Here is a 2,337-nt window from a genome sequence, read left to right on the forward strand (position 1 = left end):
GTATCGCTCCGAGCATCCCATATGTTTTGGATTAGGAATTTCAGAGAATCGGTTTAGGTCTGTGCTGCTTCCAGTTTGAGGGAAGAAGTTGGTACAGGTCTTTTTGTTTATGGCTCTGGATTCTTTCAAAGACATCCTTCAGCCATTCAAATTCATTGATGTTGTTCTTTTTGCAGCTGGCCATAAAGGAGTACATCCCTGCAGCCATCTCTGCTGCCTGATGGGATCCAGCGAACAAAAATGATTTCCTGCCGATTGCAAACGGTCTCACTGCATTTTCAATTAAATTATTGTCTATCTCCATCTGGCCATGGAGCTGGTACGCACTCAGTCCCGCCCATCTGGGCAGTGTATAGTCAATGGCTTCTCCCATCGGACTCTTGGGTCTATACTTGTATTGGTTCTCCCTGAGCCATTTCTCCAGCCTGTCCAGAACAGGACGTGCGTGTTTCTTTCTTTCCTCTGTCCGTTGCTCCCAGCCCAGTTTCTGTTCCCTCATCCGCTGCTCCAGGGCATACAACAACTGCATTTCATCCAGGACATAATTGGCCTGTTTTTCGTCATCTTTGACCGCATTGACAAAATAGCGTCTCGCATGGGCCATACAGAATGTCAACAGGATATCAGGATGATCCGCAAACAGTGAATCATAGACGATATAGCCATCCGTCTGGAGAATCCCCTTAAATCCGGCAAGCATTTCTTCGGGACCGGAACTGTCCCGCCCTTTTCGGTAGTCAAACAGGACAAGCCTGTCCACAGGGGCATGGTACAGCCACATGTAGCCTTTATGGATTCCGTTTTTATGGTCCCTGTCCAGCACCTTTATGGGGCTTTCATCCGCCTGCAGGTATTTTTGGGAGAGGACCATCAGGCGGAGCAGCTCCCAGAGCGGTTTGAGCTGTTCCCATCCCCGCATCAACCAGTCCGAGGCGCTGGAAGCGGGGATGCGGACTCCCATTTTACTGTATTTGTCGATCTGCCGGTGCAGCGGCATCCCATAAACGTATTTGTCTACAGTGAGCTGGGCGACGACCGATTCGGAAGGGATGCCCTTTTCGATTACCCGGTCAGGAAGCATGCCGATCAGGATGCCTTCGCCATTTGGTCTGGCATACTTTGGGCGTACATAGCGTTTTACATAGAAAAAAGCAGGCTCGATCTCCAATACCTCGGTCACTTCTTTCCCGATCTTTGTGCAGCCTTCGGTGGACTCAGACGGTTCTATGATGATCTCTTCCCTGGCCAGTTCTTCAGGCAGGCTCATACGGCCGGTTCCTTTGGCCCGTTTCTTCGGTGCGGGCTTCTGCTGCTCCACCGCACAGGACAGTTCCTCCTGTACTGATTGGGTCACACCGAGCTCAAACAGACCCATCTGGTTATCACCGGCACTGCCGCTGCGTTTCTCGCTCTTAAACCCAAAAATATACCTGCGGAGTTTATCCAGCTCGAAGCCCAGATCGGCGATCACATGGTCTTTTCCGGCAAGGGCCTCTTCTTTTTCGGACAGCACCAACAAGGTCTCTTCATACAGTTTTTTGTAGTCCGTCCCCTTGTTTTCCATGGCCTAAATATACGCCAAAAAAGTGGCTCAGACAGTATTTAAAGCCACTTTTCACCTAAAATAAACAGACTGTTTTCACCCTCTTTTTAAGGGGTCATAGCGCTTTCTGTAGCTCACCGAAACAAGCCTTACCCCCTGTAAAAGCAGGCTCAGCTGACTGCTTGTGACTGCGTTTCCCGACAGCGCAGGGCGTTCAAAAGTACCCTGCTCCAGCTTTTTGATGTACATGGCAAAACCGTCCCGGTCCCACTGCAAAAAGCGGATCTGGTTGGAGCGCTTGCCCAGAAAAACAAATACATCCCCGTTCATCGGGTCGAAACCGAGTCTGTTGCGCACAAGCCCGGCAAGCGAGTTGATCCCGAAACGCATGTCCGTCGGTTCATGATACATGAAATACCTCACTGAGCTTGATAGGGCCAGCATCAGCCCACCAGCTCACGAAGGGTAACCGCGTCCACCGCCCCAAACAGTTCCACACTGATCCCCGATGGATAGCTGATCCTGGCTACAGGACCTGCCGTGATATGGTCCATCGGAACAATCGAAAACGGGGAAGTGGAAGCTGGAGGAACGGAATCAGTGTCAAACTTTTTACACCAATAATAGAAGGTTGCTTTGGGGATGCCTGCTGTTGCGGCAAAGGATGCCTTGCTCTGACCGGATTCCTGCCACTTACAGAACAGGGAATAGTACGCTTCGTTGCTTGTCTTTTTCATCCTGCAACATTATACATTCAGGACTCAACTATCAATATGGTTTTGTCGGATGCATAC

3 protein-coding genes are annotated in these 2,337 nt (G+C 50.3%); all 3 read right to left on the reverse strand.

Translation table 11 applies throughout. The annotated features are described in order from the left end of the window. Positions 1–40: 40 nt before the first annotated feature. On the reverse strand, positions 41–1,564 hold the full coding sequence (gene tnpC, locus SYJ56_RS25710) for an IS66 family transposase (protein ID WP_323839250.1): 1,524 nt from the start codon (positions 1,562–1,564) through the stop codon (positions 41–43). Positions 1,565–1,639: 75 nt separating this feature from the next. Beyond that, complete coding sequence (gene tnpB / locus SYJ56_RS25715) at positions 1,640–1,987, reverse strand: IS66 family insertion sequence element accessory protein TnpB (protein ID WP_323839252.1); 348 nt, start codon at positions 1,985–1,987, stop codon at positions 1,640–1,642. Further along, complete coding sequence (gene tnpA, locus SYJ56_RS25720; protein WP_323839254.1) at positions 1,987–2,280, reverse strand: IS66 family insertion sequence element accessory protein TnpA; 294 nt, start codon at positions 2,278–2,280, stop codon at positions 1,987–1,989. Before tnpA ends, tnpB begins: the two co-directional genes overlap by 1 nt. Positions 2,281–2,337: the final 57 nt, after the last annotated feature.

It is taken from the genome of Algoriphagus aurantiacus, from assembly GCF_035156405.1.
Taxonomy (GTDB): Bacteria; Bacteroidota; Bacteroidia; order Cytophagales; family Cyclobacteriaceae; genus Algoriphagus; species Algoriphagus aurantiacus.

Excerpts from the sequence above, each read along its gene's own strand:
- tnpC (WP_323839250.1), bottom strand. The coding sequence starts at position 1,564 with ATGGAAAACAAGGGGACGGACTACAAAAAACTGTATGAAGAGACCTTG.
- tnpB (WP_323839252.1), bottom strand. The coding sequence starts at position 1,987 with ATGCTGGCCCTATCAAGCTCAGTGAGGTATTTCATGTATCATGAACCG.
- tnpA (WP_323839254.1), bottom strand. The coding sequence starts at position 2,280 with ATGAAAAAGACAAGCAACGAAGCGTACTATTCCCTGTTCTGTAAGTGG.